Annotated in this window: 13 protein-coding genes; 5 read left to right on the top strand and 8 right to left on the bottom strand. The window is 61.5% G+C overall.

Going from position 1 to position 14,268, the window contains the following annotated elements; all coding sequences use genetic code 11:
* Positions 1-125: 125 nt before the first annotated feature.
* Entirely contained in the window at positions 126-1,022 is an 897-nt protein-coding gene (locus PQR42_RS34860) for a LysR family transcriptional regulator (protein WP_408390036.1), read from the bottom strand.
* 133 nt (positions 1,023-1,155) lie between these two features.
* Here PQR42_RS34860 and PQR42_RS34855 point away from each other — a divergent pair, with 133 nt between their 5' ends.
* Complete coding sequence (locus PQR42_RS34855; protein ID WP_408390038.1) at positions 1,156-1,815, top strand: NADPH-dependent F420 reductase; 660 nt, start codon at positions 1,156-1,158, stop codon at positions 1,813-1,815.
* 155 nt (positions 1,816-1,970) lie between these two features.
* On the opposite strand, the gene gfa is transcribed toward PQR42_RS34855, so the two are convergent.
* Positions 1,971-2,549, bottom strand: coding sequence for an S-(hydroxymethyl)glutathione synthase (gene gfa / locus PQR42_RS34850; RefSeq protein WP_408215794.1), 579 nt, complete (start codon positions 2,547-2,549; stop codon positions 1,971-1,973).
* Positions 2,550-2,622: 73 nt separating this feature from the next.
* A complete protein-coding gene (locus tag PQR42_RS34845) occupies positions 2,623-3,732 on the bottom strand; it encodes an S-(hydroxymethyl)glutathione dehydrogenase/class III alcohol dehydrogenase (RefSeq protein ID WP_408215791.1) in 1,110 nt (369 codons plus the stop codon).
* Positions 3,733-4,027: 295 nt separating this feature from the next.
* Here PQR42_RS34845 and PQR42_RS34840 point away from each other — a divergent pair, with 295 nt between their 5' ends.
* The 3 genes from PQR42_RS34840 to PQR42_RS34830 all read left to right on the top strand — a co-directional run bounded on the left by PQR42_RS34840 (position 4,028) and on the right by PQR42_RS34830 (position 6,966).
* The gene (locus tag PQR42_RS34840; RefSeq protein ID WP_408215788.1) at positions 4,028-5,065 is read left to right on the top strand and encodes an aromatic ring-hydroxylating dioxygenase subunit alpha; all 1,038 of its coding nucleotides are present in this window, start codon (positions 4,028-4,030) and stop codon (positions 5,063-5,065) included.
* Positions 5,066-5,084: 19 nt separating this feature from the next.
* The gene (locus tag PQR42_RS34835; RefSeq protein ID WP_408390040.1) at positions 5,085-6,059 is read left to right on the top strand and encodes a PDR/VanB family oxidoreductase; all 975 of its coding nucleotides are present in this window, start codon (positions 5,085-5,087) and stop codon (positions 6,057-6,059) included.
* 100 nt (positions 6,060-6,159) lie between these two features.
* Positions 6,160-6,966 carry a transporter substrate-binding domain-containing protein gene (locus PQR42_RS34830; RefSeq protein ID WP_408390062.1) on the top strand — a complete coding sequence of 269 codons (807 nt, stop codon included), beginning with the start codon at positions 6,160-6,162 and terminating at the stop codon, positions 6,964-6,966.
* Between the two features lie 108 nt (positions 6,967-7,074).
* On the opposite strand, the gene hutH is transcribed toward PQR42_RS34830, so the two are convergent.
* From hutH to PQR42_RS34815, 3 genes are all read right to left on the bottom strand, one after another.
* Positions 7,075-8,649: a histidine ammonia-lyase gene (hutH, locus tag PQR42_RS34825; RefSeq protein WP_408494907.1), complete on the bottom strand. Its 1,575-nt coding sequence runs from the start codon at positions 8,647-8,649 to the stop codon at positions 7,075-7,077.
* Between the two features lie 200 nt (positions 8,650-8,849).
* Entirely contained in the window at positions 8,850-9,779 is a 930-nt protein-coding gene (locus PQR42_RS34820) for a LysR substrate-binding domain-containing protein (RefSeq protein WP_408215781.1), read from the bottom strand.
* 362 nt (positions 9,780-10,141) lie between these two features.
* Positions 10,142-11,038, bottom strand: a complete 897-nt coding sequence (locus PQR42_RS34815; protein WP_408390043.1) for a fructose bisphosphate aldolase — start codon at positions 11,036-11,038, stop codon at positions 10,142-10,144.
* A gap of 444 nt (positions 11,039-11,482) precedes the next feature.
* On the opposite strand from PQR42_RS34815, the gene PQR42_RS34810 reads away from it, so the two are divergent.
* The gene (locus PQR42_RS34810; RefSeq protein WP_408215776.1) at positions 11,483-12,067 is read left to right on the top strand and encodes a TMEM175 family protein; all 585 of its coding nucleotides are present in this window, start codon (positions 11,483-11,485) and stop codon (positions 12,065-12,067) included.
* 66 nt (positions 12,068-12,133) lie between these two features.
* Here PQR42_RS34810 and PQR42_RS34805 read toward each other — a convergent pair whose 3' ends face one another.
* A complete protein-coding gene (locus PQR42_RS34805; protein ID WP_408390045.1) occupies positions 12,134-13,897 on the bottom strand; it encodes an MOSC domain-containing protein in 1,764 nt (587 codons plus the stop codon).
* A gap of 79 nt (positions 13,898-13,976) precedes the next feature.
* Positions 13,977-14,268: TolC family protein (locus PQR42_RS34800; protein WP_408494904.1), on the bottom strand; the 292-nt coding region annotated here is incomplete at its 5' end.

The following is a 14,268-nucleotide window of genomic DNA, read 5'->3' as shown; positions in this document are numbered from 1 at the left end:
TTGTGACGCGCCCGAAGCGGGCAAAGCCGGCCATTCTAGCGGGCAATGCGGCGAGATTGGCGGCTTGTCACGGGCGTGTGGTGAGGATTTCCGTGCGGTTCTTGCGCGCGTTGTTCACGCTTGGTTCACGCGTTGTGCGGGCCGAATTCGGCGACGACCTGGTCGATGAACGCGCGCAATTTCGGCGTGACGCGGCTGGCGGGGAATACCAGATGCATCGGCCGCGCGGTTGCCTCATAGCCGGACAGCAGGCGCACGAGGCGGCCCGCCGCGAGTTCGTCCTTGACCGCCACTTCGGGGGCGAGCATCACGCCGCCGCCGTTGAGCGCGGCGGCCAGCAGCGCCTTGACGTCATTGGCCTCGAAACGGCCGGCGATCGACACCACGTGCTCGCCCTGGGCGTCGGCGAAACGCCATTCGGTGTCGGCCGGCATGCTCGTATAGGCGAAGCTCAGACACTCGTGCGCCGTCAGCTCGTGAGGCGTGCGCGGTTCGCCGCGTTCCGCCAGATAGCCGGGCGACGCGCACGCGACCAGCCGGTAAGGCATCAACGGCCGCGCGATCAGCGACGAATCCGACAGCGCGCCGAGGCGGATCGCAGCCTCGTAACCCTCGTCGATCAGATCCACGAAGCGGTCGGTCAGCGTCAACTCGACCCGCACCTCGGGATGCGCTTTCAGATAGCGCGTGATCATCGGCGCGAGGCAGCAGGCGCCGAACGTGACGGGCGCGGTAATACGCAGGCGTCCGCGCGGCGACGCCGACAGTTCCTGGGCGACCGACTCGGCCGCCGCGGCGTCGGCCAGCAGCGCCTTGCAGCGCTCATAGAAGATCTGGCCGATTTCGGTGAGGCTCTGGCGGCGCGTGGTGCGGTTCAGCAACCGGGCGCCGACGCGCTCTTCAAGCGCGCTCACGTGCTTGCCGGCCATCTGCGACGAGATGCCGAACGCGAGCGCCGCCGCGGCGAACGAGCCGCTGTCGGCGGTTTTGACGAAGATCGCCATGCTGGTCAGTCGATCCATGATTCCCCACTCCTGCTTTCGACAGTCGTCGAATGACGCGCATTTATTCCGTTGAAGTTTTGAATCATAGTGGTTCTGACCGGCGAGCGGGTGCTCGGCGGAGCGATCCTCGGACATGCATGGAGTGTGAAAGATGAAGATAGGCATTCTCGGTGCGGGCTTTATCGGCCGCGCGATGGCGACTTTGGCGAAGCAGAACGGACACGAAGTCATGATCAGCAATTCCCGCGATCCGCGGACCCTGATCAGCACGGCTGCGGCGCTCGGCTGCGTGCTCGGCACGGCGCAAGAGGCGGCGAAGTTCGGCGAGGTGGTGGTGGTCGCCGTGCCGTTCGGCAGCATCGACGCGCTGCCGGCGGCGGCGCTCGACGGCAAGATCGTGATCGACACCTGCAACCACTATCCCGAGCGCGACGGCCGGATCGAGGCGCTCGACAGTCACGCCACGACCACCAGCCAGATGCTTGCCGCCGCGTTGCCGGGCGCCCGCGTGGTGAAAGCCTTCAACGCGATTCTGGCGAGGGACCTCGAAACCGATGGCTCAGCGCGGGATACGCCGAAGCGCCGTGCGCTGCCATTTGCCAGTGACGACGAGCACGCCAAACGCGTCGTGAGCGGGCTGCTGGATCAGTTCGGCTTCGATCCCGTCGATGCCGGCGCGCTGGCGGACAGTTGGCGCTTCGAGCGCGCCAAGCCGGTGTATTGCATTCCGCTCGATCGGGCGGGCATGCTGGAAGGATTGGCCGCGGCACAGCGGGATGTGGAATTGCCGCATGGGTCGTGGCGGCATTGATTGTTGTTGTCGTTGATTGCTTTGGAAATTGAAGCATCGGTGCTGATTGCGGCGCTTCAGGGCGGAACTGAACAAGCCACCAGGCACGCCGTTCTATCCGCTCCACTGCGAATCCCGTAGACGGGCGGATCAGTACGCACGATCCGCCCTGAGTTTCACTGCTTCAGCACACCATTGCGCTTGGCGATATGCGTGGACATCGCGTCCATCAACGGCGGGTTGAGCGCGTCGTACGGTGGGAGTCCGAGCTCGGTGAGCCGCGCACGCACATCGTCCATCTGTTCCGGTTTCGCGCCGCCAGATTCGATCACCGATGAAACGAAAGCCGCAAAGCGCGGCTCTTCCCAGCCGCTATCATCGGAGAGTTCGACGTGAATGAAGTCAAGACCGTAGAACGGATGGTCACGGTTTTCTATCCGGCCATACATGTGCGTTCCGCACGCCTTGCAGGCATGGCGCTGGATGGCCGCTTTCTCGTCGACGATCTGGAGCTTCTCGGCATGAGCGGTGACGGTGACCTTGTCGCGCGGGACCACGCCTATCAGTGCGAAAGCCGCGCCAGCCGGTTTCCAGCACTTCGTACAGCCACAAATATGGTTGTGTGCGACGTTACTCTCTACCCGGACTTCGACTCTGTCGCTCTGGCATTGGCAGTGGAGCGTACCGCCGGTGAAACCCGGTGCGCCCTTCCTGACGCCGGCGTCCACTGACGGGTGTATTGTCAAGGTACTCATTCTGTCACCTCCAATGTTTCTGAATGAAAATCGGCGCGATGACGCCGCACCGAAGACGGCGCACCGTCGTGTCCTAGTAGTTGATCACGGTGCGAATCGACTTGCCGTCGTGCATCAGATCGAATGCTTCGTTAATCTGATCGAGCGGCAATCTGTGCGTGACGAACGGGGCAAGCTGGATGTCGCCTCGCATGGCGTCTTCCACCATCCCCGGCAGTTGTGAGCGGCCCTTCACGCCACCAAATGCGGTGCCTTTCCATGTGCGGCCCGTCACCAGTTGGAACGGGCGTGTCGAGATTTCCTGACCGGCCCCCGCAACACCGATGACGACGGACTGTCCCCAGCCGCGGTGTGCGCACTCGAGCGCCGCACGCATGACATTGACGTTGCCGATGCATTCGAACGAATGGTCGACGCCCCAACCGGTCATCTCGACGATGACCTGCTGGATCGGTTTTTCATGGTCTTTCGGGTTCACGCAATCGGTGGCGCCGAAAACTTTTGCCAGCTCGAACTTCGAAGGGTTTGTGTCGATCGCGATGATGCGGCCGGCCTTGGCCTGGCGAGCCCCCTGAATGACAGCGAGCCCGATGCCGCCGAGCCCGAACACGGCGACGCTGTCGCCTGGCTGCACCTTCGCGGTATTGTGCACGGCACCGATACCCGTCGTGACCCCGCAACCCAGCAGGCAGACCTGTTCGTGATTGGCAGCCGGATTGATCTTTGCAACGGAGACTTCGGCGACCACGGTGTACTCGCTAAACGTCGAGCAACCCATGTAGTGGTAGACCGGCTGGCCGTTGTAGGAGAAGCGGGTCGTACCGTCCGGCATCACGCCTTTGCCCTGGGTGGCACGTACGGCCACGCACAGGTTCGTCTTGCCCGACTTGCAGAACAGGCATTCGCCACACTCCGCCGTGTAGAGCGGGATCACGTGGTCGCCGGGCTGGACCGACGTGACGCCTTCACCGATTTCCACCACGACGCCTGCGCCTTCATGCCCGAGCACGCAGGGGAACAGGCCTTCCGGGTCGTCGCCCGAGAGCGTGAAGGCGTCCGTGTGGCATACGCCCGTATGGGAGATCTTTACCAGCACTTCGCCTTTCTTTGGCGGTGCAACATCGATCTCGACGATTTCCAGAGGCTTTCCTGGCCCGAATGCAACTGCAGCACGTGATTTCATGACAGATCCCTCAATGACTTGCGCGACAAAATTTGTATAGACAAGTCTGCACAATTAAAAAATGTGTCGCAAGCGGTTTTGATCCGGAAGTCGTCAATCCTCGGGAAACTCCTTACATATTAAGAGTACTTAGCATCATGCAGGCAAGCGTTACACGAACCGAATCGAAGTGCTCGCGCGTGAGCCTTTAGAAAAACTAAGCCTCGCCTGTAGTTCAAATCGTTTGATGATCCGCGGCTGTTGTTCCTATTCTTTGCCCACTGGACGATTGATTGAACACGAAAGGGGGCAGGGAATGTATTTGCGGAACGCGTGGTATGTCGCTGCCTGGAGCGACGAGATCGAAGACAAGCCAGTGAGGCGAATCATTCTGGAAGAGCCGGTCGTACTCTATCGCGGTCTGGGGCGTGCGGTGATCGCGCTTGAAGATGCGTGCCCGCATCGCAAGCTGCCCCTGTCGATGGGCGAGGTGACGGGCGACAACCTGCGCTGTGGTTATCACGGACTGGAGTTCAGTCCCGACGGCGTTTGCGTGCATGCGCCAGGGCTTGCCAGGATTCCGCCGAAGGCCTGCGTGAGACGCTATCCGGTAGCCGAGCGCTACGGATTGGTCTGGATCTGGACGGGCAACCCTGATCTGGCTGATCCGGACGACATACTGACCGTTGCGCACTATGACGATCCGGCGTGGGGCGTCAATCTCGGTCCTGCGATGGACGTCAACTGCGGCTATCTGTACATGACGGATAACCTGCTCGATCCGTCTCACGTCACGTATGTCCACAAGACTTCGCTGGGTAACGTCGCCACCGCCGATGTGCCGGTCAGGATGACTGTCCTCGATAACGGCGTGCTCGCCTCGCGATGGATGCTGGATTGCGAACTCGCGCCGTTCTTCCTCCCGTATGTGAGCTTCGCCGGTCATGCCGACCGGTTGCAGCATTATGAGGTGCGCTATCCGTCGCACGCGATTATTCGCGACATCATTGCGCCGGCGAATTCAGGCGCGCCGCAGGGGCAATTGCATCCGGACGTGTTCCTCCTCGACTCATATAACTTCGTGACACCGGTGACCGAGCATACCTGTCGCTACTTCTGGTTTCAGGTGCGCAACTTCCGGCCCGATTGCGCGGCGACAGATCGCGCGCTCACCGACGATTTCATCAGCGCATTCAATGAGGATCTGGTCGTGCTGTCCGCGGTCGACTACGGCATGACGAACAAGCGAACGCCTAATACGGACATCGAAACCGACGCAGCGCCGCTGCGTTTTCGCCGCATGCTGCAAAAGATGATCGAAGCCGAACATGCGCCACAACCTGTCGTTTCGTGACTTCCCCGGAGATACCGCGATGAACGCCGCTACAGATACGATTGAAGTGCGCATCACGGACGTCGACGCGGCGGCCGACGACACCCGCGTGTTCTGGCTGGCCCGTACAGACGGTGCGGCGTTGCCGGCGTATGCGCCCGGCTCGCATATCGACGTTTATCTTCCGAGTGGACTGGTGCGCCAGTACTCGTTGTGTGGCGCCGATGCCAGCGCACCGGAGTACCGGATCGCCGTCAAACGCGAACCCGCGTCCCGGGGCGGATCCGCATGGCTGCATAGCGCCGCGCAGGTCGGCACGCAAATGCGGATAGGGCCGCCGCGCAACGCATTTGCCTTGAGCGATACCGCAGACCAGCACCTTTTGATTGCTGGCGGAATCGGCGTCACGCCGATTCTCTCAATGGCTTGCGCGCTCGCGGCATCGCGAGGGCATTACACGCTCGCCTATTTTGCGCGCAGCGACGCGTCTGTCGTATTCCGCACGGAGCTCGGACGATCACCGCTTGCGGATCAGGCGCGTATCCACGTCGGCCTGTCGCCAGCCGCGACTCGCGAGTGCATTACCGGTCTGCTGTCCGCTGCGTTGCCCAACACGCATCTCTATGTTTGCGGACCACCCGCCTTCATGGAGATGACGGCAGGCCTTGCTCGCGACATGCTGGGCGAACAGTTCGTGCATCAGGAGTCGTTCGGTCCCGCGGTGCCGGTTGCGGGCGATGAACGCGAGTTCTCGGTACGGCTCGAAGGCAGGCGCGACGCAATACCTGTCCCGGCAGGCAAGACCGTCCTGGCGGCTCTGCGCGAGGCGGGATTCGACCTGCCATCGTCGTGCGAAGTGGGCGTGTGCGGGACTTGCATGATGCGCGTTCTCGCGGGCGAGCCCGATCATCGCGACACCTATCTGACCGATGACGAGCGCGCGGCCGGGACGTGCTTCCTGCCGTGCGTATCGAGGTCGAATTCAGCGGTGTTGGTGCTTGACGAGTTGGCATGAGCGGCACCTGGTTTTTCATTCAAATCCATAGGCAGGGAGACTTCAAATGAACCTCAGTCGTCGGGACGTTGTAAAGGCAGTGGCTTGCGCGGCGTCCGTCATGGCCGTCGCGTTTTCTTCAACCAGCTACGCGAAGGAGTGGAAAACCGTCACCATTGCTCTCGAGGGCAGCTATGAACCGTGGAATCTCACGCGTCCGGACGGCACGCTGGATGGCTTCGAACCGGAGCTTGCGAAAAATCTCTGCACGCGTATGCACGTCCAGTGCAGACTGATCGCGCAAGATTGGGACGGGTTGATTCCCGGGCTGAACTCCGGCAAATTCGACGTGATCATGGATGCCCTGTCGATCAGTGACGAGCGCAAGAAGGCGATCACCTTCTCGAAGCCGTATGCGAATACGCCGGCCGCTTTTGTCTCGGTCGGGTCGGGCGTGCTGCCGAAGCTGCCGCCGGGCGCCGTACCCATCAAGCTGACCGGCAATCCGGCAGTTGACAAGCCGGCCGTCGACCTGTTGCGCGTCAGCCTGAAGGGCAAATCGATCGGGATCGTCACGGGGACGGTCTATAGCAAGTTCATCAACGAGAACTTCAAGGATATTGCGAGCATTCGCGAATACAAGAACGCTCCGGAACACGACATCGACCTGATCGCAGGACGTATCGACGTGGCGTTCGACGACGCGTCCTACTACGCGTCCGCCTTGTCAAAACCCGCCAACGCGACGCTGGGATTCGCCGGTCCGAAGATTGGCGGTCCAATCTGGGGGGACGGTGAAGCGCTCGGTTTGCGCAAAGCCGACACGGATCTGAAAGCCATGTTCGATCAGGCCATTGCCGCGGCGCTTGCCGACGGGACGGTGCACACGCTCAGTCAGAAGTGGTTCAAAACGGACGTCACGCCCTGAAGCTGAATTTGAGGCTGAATTTCCGGTCGATACGTAGCTTAGTGTTACTGATTGAATGAGCCGTCGATATCCATGCAATCGACGGCTCATTTGCCATTTGTGGGGCGGTTATTCGTGCAGCGCGCCGGTGATGTTTTCGACGACGCTCAACAGGTCGCCCTGCGTGACCAGTTCGTGAATGTGCACCATGTCGGGGTGGAAGAAGCGATCGTCCTCCACCTTAGGCACCTTCTGCCTGATCCGGGCGTAGACCGCTGCCGTCGCAGGCGAGGCATCTGCCGGGTCGAAGAAATCCAGAGCCTGGGTCGCCACCATCAGTTCGATCGCGAGGACATGCTGGAGTTTCTGCGACGTCTCGTAAGCCTTGCGCGCGGCAAGATACGCAAAGCTCACGGGGTCCTCCTGATTGCCACTCGTCGAGACGCTATCCACGCTCGCGGGATGCGACAGGATACGCATTTCTCCGAGCAGGCCCGCGGCGGTGTACTGAACGATCATGTAGCCGCTATTCAGACCGGGGCGCGGCGCGAGGAACGCCGGCAGTTCGCTGAAGTGCGGATTCACCAGCCGATCGGTCCGGCGTTCGGAGATTTTGGCAAGGTTGGTCATCGCGATACAGAGGAGGTCGCTCGCGATGCCAACGAACGTGCCATCGAAATTCGCACCTGAAATGGCGAGGCCGTCGCCCTCGTGCGGATAGATGACGGGGTTGTCACCGCAAGAACCGACCTCGTCGAGAATGGCCTCGCGCGCGTCATTGATGGCCCGCTTCGAGGCGCCATGGACTTGTGCCATCGCTCGCAGACTGTAGGTATCCTGCAAGCGGTAATCAGCAAAGCGTTCGGTCAATGCGCTGCCAGCGAGAATTCGTCGCAGATTGTCTGCCGCGTTGGACTGGTCCTGGTGTTTTTTGACCGAGTGGTAGCGAGCGTCGAGCGCGCGTGTGGTGCCTTTGAGCGGCTGCAGGGACATGGCAGCGGCAATGTCGGCGACCTTGGACGCTTCCAGCGCGTTATGCAGCGCGAGCATTCCGATTTCGGTCACCGAGGTCGTGCCGTTGACCAGTGCGAGCCCTTCCTTGCAGCGCAGGGTATGAGGTTTCAGGCCGGCTTTCTCCAGCGCCTCCAGACCGCTCATCCGTTCATCGCGATAGGTCGCCTCGCCCTCGCCAATCAGGACGAGGGCCATGTGCGCTTCGGGTCCGAGGTAGCCGACCGAGCCGTCACCTGGCGCAACCGGCGTGATGCCGTTATTGAGCAGTTCCGCAATCTGCTGCAGCAAATCGAGCGTGACACCGGAATAGCCTTTTCCAAGGCTGTTCAGGATCATGAGCTGGGTGGCCCGGACTACCTCGCGCGCCAGCGGGGCGCCCACCGAGACCGCGTGCGACCGCACGATATTGCGTTGCAGGTCCTCGGCCTCTTCCGGCTGGATCACGCGGGTGGAGTTGTCGCCGAATCCGGTAGTGACGCCGTACACGAGGCGATTTTCCTCGAGAAACCGTTCGACCAGCAGGCGGGAGCGCGACACGCGTTCACAATATTTTTGCGAGAAGCGGACCTTCGCGCCATGTTTTGCTACCGCGATAAATTCCTCGATCGATATGTCGTCATCGCCGAGCAACACTTCGTTAATGTGCTTTGGACGAGCCCGCAGGCTATCGTGCCTTGTATTGATGTTCATGCGTGATCCCTATGATTTGGCTGGTTAGCATGAAACCATGCGGCCAGGCATGCACCGGCAATCAGCTTTGGCTGATGCGCATGGATTCGCTTTCGAGCATAGGGTGGCGCATAGACGCCGACAAACCATTTAATCTGCTTAGTCTCTATAGTTTTTCTAAAACACGAGCGGCGCTGTCGGGACCTGCAAAGATGAACGGATCAACCAAATATCGTGTTGATGTCGCGTTGCGTCTGTACGGCTTCCTCGGTCAGCCAGTCAAGAAATTGCCGTGCGTCCGGCCTATCGAACGCGCCGGGTTGCCACACCAGGTAGTACGGGTATGGCATGGGCAGCGAGATCCTGAAGGGTGCGATCAGCAGTCCCTGCTTCAGGCTATCGGCGGTGAAGAGTCCCTGACCGAGCGATACGCCTCTGCCGCGTAGTGTCGCATCGACGGCCATTCCTGAAAGCGAGTAAGTCAACGGAGCAAGTGTGTCCGGCACAAGGACGCCGGCTGCGCGCAACCAGTCGCCCCAGGTCGGCGGCGACCTGTCGTTCCAGCCCCACTCGACATGCACAAGCGGGTAGTGCAGCAAATCCGCGGGCTGCTCGATCGGGCGGTCCGCCCGCAGCAGTGACGGCGAGCACACCGGTGTCACCCGGTCGGTGAACAGGAGGCGGTAGTGGGCTCCATCCGCGGGCGGCGCTCCGTACGTCATACGGATATCCCAATTGCTTTCCCCGCGCTTCGGCTCGCGATCCGTCGCCTCGACGTGGACGCGCACGCCGGGTGATAGCGTGTGCCACTTATCCAGCCGGGACGCAAACCAATGCGTTGCAACCGAAGGGAACGTGCTGAGTGTCAAGTGGGGACCATGCTGTGCCGCTTCCAGGGCCGTGTGCGCGGCACGAAAGCATTCGAAGCCGCGGGCCACGTGCTCGTGGTAGAGCTGACCGAGCGCGGTGGGACGCAGGCCGGTGCTTTCGCGGTCGAACAGCGCGACGCCGAGGAATTCCTCGAGCTGGCGGATCTGTTGACTGACTGCTCCGGGCGTCACGTGCAGTGATTCGGCGGCGGCGACTACATTCTTGTTGCGAACCACGGCATCGAATGCCTGGAGGGCGCGCAGCGGCGGCAAACGGTTCATCTTCAGGGTTCCGGAACTGACGGCACGCTGGCCATTTCGGAGCGGACGCCAGCGCCCCGATATTAGTGTAAAAGGACGGTCCGAAGCTGCTCGCCAAAATAATCAGGATGCAGTTCGTGGATAGCCTTATCGTCGTGCGGGATCGTTCATCCCGAGCGCCGTTCGCCGTGTTGCCGCGAGAGGTCGAAGGTCGATCGACGGCGGCGGTTAGGCCATGTCGCGCTTCACGCGAATGTGCGCGGAAGAATTCGTGGAGCATCAGGCCGCGAGCTTTGTCCGGCCGTGAGACCGGACAAAGCAGCCTGTTCACATTCGGCGAACCGGGGCCTCGATTCGCCAGGCCCCGCCTCCTGCAAGCCGCTTCAAACCTTGACGACGGAGGCCTGATAGATCTCGTCGACGGACTTCTCGAGTGTCGCGTTGAACTCGCTGTCGCTCATCGATTCCTTGAGCTCGTTGATCAAAGCCCTTGAGAAGCTGGCGATCATGCCGTGATTCGAAGCGAGCCGTTCGCACGCGTCGGCTCGCGTGTAGCCTCCGGAAAGCGCGACTACCCGTGCGACACGCGGGTGCTCGATCAGTGGACGATAGAAGTCCGCTACGTCCGGTATGGTCAGCTTGAGCATCACTTGACGGCTATCCGGCAGCGCATCGAGACCTTTGGTCAGTTCCGCGAGGAGGGTGGCTTCCGCTCCGGGCTTGTCCGGACTCTTGATCGAAATCTCGGGCTCGAGGATCGGCATGAGACCGTGCGCGTCGATCTGTGCTGCCAGTGCGAACTGTTGCTTGGCGATCGCAGCGATCCCGCCTGGCGAATTCAGGCTGATGACCGAGCGCATCTTGGTGCCGCAGATGCCGAGCTTCACGGCGCGGGCGAGCAGATCGTCCAGGCCGGGAATCGGCTTCATCAACTGGACACCGTCGGCTTCGGCTTCCAGGCCCTTATCGACCTTCAGGAACGGCACGACGCCGCGGTCCTCCCACAGGAAGGCCGGAACGGGTTTCCCCTGCGCCTGTCCGTCCATGGTCGCTTCGAACAGGATGGCCCCGACGATCTTGTCCCCCGTGAAGGCGGGCGCCGTGATGATGCGCACGCGCATCTCGTGTATCAGCTTGAACATCTCGGCGTCATTGCTGTAGGCGCTCTCGGCAATGCCATAAAGCCGCAGTGCGCCTGGGGTCGATCCGCCGCTCTGGTCCAGGGCGGCAAAAAATCCCTGTTTTTCACAAACTTGCGCCAGCATCTTCTCATCAGCCACGATCGTCTCCCTCTTTCACAGTGGAATATCAAACCAGCACGTCTGGTCGCGACACGGTGCGTTCACTACGTTCAGTGTGATGATGTTAATGCAAATGTGAGGCTCGATGAAAAAACGGTCGCCGGCGTCACCTGTCAAGGCGTGTGTCGTTTTCATTATGCGTGACGCGCAAACATTATTTAACATACACTTACATCGCATTTTGCTAGGCTTGCCGTCGTACGCGGTGCGTGGCGGGACGCAAGCTCACGGCCGCTCAACGGCCAGTCGGTCAGAGGCACCCTTGCGCTAAACCGCGCGTTTAATCGATCTCGCGCCATGCTGCCCGCCACCGGCGGCCGCGGTCCTGCTTATGTCGCATGTTTTGGTTTGTTTGCTGTCTTGAGTGTCTGAGTGCGGCCGTTGCGGTTGAAATGACTTCTTGCTCATCTCAGGGAGCCCGCCATGCGTGAAGCAAAAGCAACCGCCGAGCGTCTAGCTGCTTTTTCAGACGGCGTCTTCGCAGTGATCGTGACGATCATGGTGCTCGAACTCAAGGCACCGGAAGAGCATTCGTTCTCGGCCCTGTTGCCTCTATGGCCGATCGCCCTCAGCTATGCGGTGAGCTATCTCTTCGTCGCGATCATCTGGATCAATCACCATCACCTGATGCGGTTCGTCGGCCCGCCGACGCTGGGAATGATATGGATCAACTTCGTTCATCTGTTCCTCGTCTCGCTGCTGCCTTTTGCGACCGCGTGGGTAGCCACGACCGAGCTCGCGTCGTCGTCCGTCATGTTTTACGCGGGCCTGTTTATATGTATCGACGCGGCGTACAACGTTTTCGAACACCAGGTACTGGCCCAGGCGGACACCGGCATGGTGTCCGCGCGTATGCGGCGTACAGCAAGATACCGATCGCTAATCGTCCTTGCGGGTTTCACGGCCGCCATGCTGGTTGCGATCGTCGCCCCGCGCGTCGGCTTCGGTCTGATATGCGTGGCGCTGACGCTCCACTTGCGGCCTGATCTCTCCGAGTTCAGGGTGTGACCTGATCTTCACGGGCAGCGCTTGTGAAAGCGCCGTTCGCCTCGAAAGAGGCGGGCAGGTTCGTACTCACAGATCAATGACGACGTCACCAGCCGGCTGCGCGCAGCAGACAAGCACGTTCCCTTGCGCGGGCATGTCGAGCGGCTCGGGACTATAGTTCACCGTTCCCGAAACGAGTCCGCTTTCGCAGTTGTGACAAACGCCGGTTCGACACGACCATCGAACCGGTACGTCACACGCTTCGGCCAGTTCCAGAATGTTCGGATACAGCGCCGCATTCCAGTGCGCCGCGACGCCACTGCGGGCAAATGAAACGAGTGGCCCGGTGCTGGCATCCTTTTCCGGCTGGTGCGGCGCGCGCGCCGAAGTGCCGACGATGCCGGGTGTAAAAGTCTCGCCGCCGTTGAAGATCTCAGTGTGAATCCGCTCTGGCGCGACGCTCAGCGCGGCGAGCGCCGTTTTCATGTCCGCCATGAAGCGCGTTGGGCCGCAGAGGTAGAAATCCGCTGATCGCGGCAAGCCAGCCTCGTCGAGCGCCGTTCGCGACAGGTGGCCGATCGCATCAAAATTTTCGCCGATGCGCTCGCTCGCATCCGGCCGGCTGTAGCAGACATAGCTGCGCCCGTGCATCAGTGTGTGGACAAGAGCGCGGGCTTCGTCCGCGAATGCATGGTGCTGCCGATCGCGAGCGCCGTGGAGCCACCACACCTGGCGCGTGGAGCCCGCCGCGGCCAGCGTGTGCAGCATGGCAAGAACCGGCGTCACGCCGATTCCCGCGCTGAGAAGAACAAGCGGACCGTCTCCCGGCTGCAGCACAAAGCTGCCGCGCGGCGCGCTGACGTCGAGCGCATCGCCCACGCGGACCTGCTCTTGCAGGTAGGTTCCCGCTGCGCCATGCGGCTCGACTTTGACGCTGATTCGATAGCGTTCTGTCGACGCGGCGCCGGAAAGCGAGTAGCTGCGAAAGAGTGGCGGGCCGCCGGCGGCCCGTGGCAGACGCAACACCACATACTGACCCGGCAGCGCTGTTTGCAGCGGCTGACCGTTCGTGCTCTGCAAAGTCAGCGAAAGCACATCGGCGCACGCCGGTTCAATCGACGTCACCATGAGCGGCCGAAATCCGGGTGCTACCGGATACGCGGCAGCAGCGGGTGCCAGTCCTGCGTTCCCGCTCGCCGCACCCGTCGTCTGGTCCCGCAGCAACGCCTCGAACGACCAGCGCCACCCGGGCGAAAGTGCCTCGATGCGCAAGGCCTGCTCCAGCCGATCGCGCGGGTGATGAGGTGAATACAGGAGCGCGTTGATCTCGGCGACGCTCATGCGCTCTTTTGCCTCGCCGACTTTCACGATGTCGTCGCCGGCGCCGACGGCACCCTCCTGCAAGACGCGGAAATAGAAACCGGGCCGTCCGCTGGATGTGAGCAAGGCCGGCATGCGGGGCTCGTTCGTCCGAATGCCGACGCGATAGCAGGTCACCCGAGGTTGCGTGACCTCGAACAAGGCCGTGCCGATCCGATAGCGGTCGCCGATGCACACGGCGGAGTCCGGCATGCCTTCAATCGTGAAGTTTTCGCCGAACTGTCCGTAGACGAAGTCGCTCCGCTTCAGTTGCGCCTGCCAATGGCGATAGGACTCGATCTGGTAGACGAACACGGCTCGCTGCTCGCCCCCGTGCCCAGCCAGATCGCCCTGACCGTCGCCGGTCAGATTCAACCGGCCCGCCCAACAGCGTGCATGCGCCGGCTCCTTCCAGATTCCGGTGTGGACGGTGCGACCTTTCCAGTCAATGTCGCGCGGCAGTCCGACATTCACGGAGAGCAATCGAGCCATGTTTCCTCCTGAATCACGAGAGCGCACCCACAAGGTCAGCTCATGGCCGGCTCACAGTCGCACGCAGGAGCATGCTACGTCAATGCACACTGTCCTGTCTGGCATACGTTGACTCCCACCCGCCGCCGAGCACCTTGCACAGTGTGATGAGGTTCGCGTCGGCGTCGGCCTTGCTTTGCTCGAGGTTGCTCTGTGCATCGAGCAACTGTTTCTGCACGTTCAGCACATCGAGGAAATCGACCGCACCTGCCTTGTACCGCTGCCGCGCAATCGACAGCGCACGCTGGTTCAGGCTCACGACCGTTTTCAGCCGATCACGCCGCCGCTGTTCAGCGTCATAAACGACGAGCGCATCGTCCACCTCGCGCCAT

Source organism: Paraburkholderia sediminicola, assembly GCF_046027355.1.
Classification (GTDB): domain Bacteria; phylum Pseudomonadota; class Gammaproteobacteria; order Burkholderiales; family Burkholderiaceae; genus Paraburkholderia; species Paraburkholderia sediminicola_B.
This window is presented reverse-complemented; position numbering and strand designations above follow the sequence as displayed.